The following is a 698-nucleotide window of genomic DNA, read 5'->3' as shown; positions in this document are numbered from 1 at the left end:
AAGAATTTTAACCTCTTATTATCCTACAGATGAAGATGTTGAGCTTATGAGACAAGCTGGGCATGTTACAACAAATTCAAATACTGATATTATACTTTATCTTTTATATAATGAAGGAAATATCACAAATCAAAAAACTTCTTTTTTATTTGATAAGGAAAGATTTAAAGTTTTTGAAGATTTTTTATTTTTTCTAAATACTCGTTTAGAAGAGGATTTTTTGCAAAAAGATATTCATAAGTTTGATAGCTTTGATGTAGTTGGAATTGGAATGTATATTAACACTCTAATTGGTTATAATTGTGCATTTACTGATATGTATTTGAGTGAATTTTTACAAGATTATATTTGTGATTTAAATACCCCTAAAACTATGACAATTTTAAATGGTATGAGTCAAATTAACACTACTACTGACAAAGTTTTATTGTTTTTTAATAAAGAATTAAAAATACACACTGATAGTTATTTAAAAATGCAATTAGAAAAAGCGATCTATAATTTTAAGAAACTCAAACTCGGTCAAAAACAAATCAATCAGCTCAATACCCTACAATCTAAACTAAAAGAATGCACAAATGAATGAGATAGAACTTAACACTCAAAATAAAACCTTAAACGAAACAAAAAAAGGCACAAAAACTATTTTTAGAATATCAAGGAATATAAATGAAAAAACCTTTTTATAAACTTAAAAG

1 protein-coding gene is annotated in these 698 nt (G+C 24.6%); it reads left to right on the top strand.

The genetic code is table 11. The features are described 5' to 3' along the window. Nucleotides 1-586, top strand: a 586-nt coding sequence (locus L8W69_RS09240; protein ID WP_263666998.1) for a hypothetical protein, incomplete at its 5' end; no start/stop codon positions are given. Nucleotides 587-698 lie beyond the last annotated feature (112 nt).

The organism is Campylobacter sp. CNRCH_2016_3089 (assembly GCF_025772505.1).
GTDB classification, from domain to species: domain Bacteria; phylum Campylobacterota; class Campylobacteria; order Campylobacterales; family Campylobacteraceae; genus Campylobacter_D; species Campylobacter_D lari_D.
This window is presented reverse-complemented; position numbering and strand designations above follow the sequence as displayed.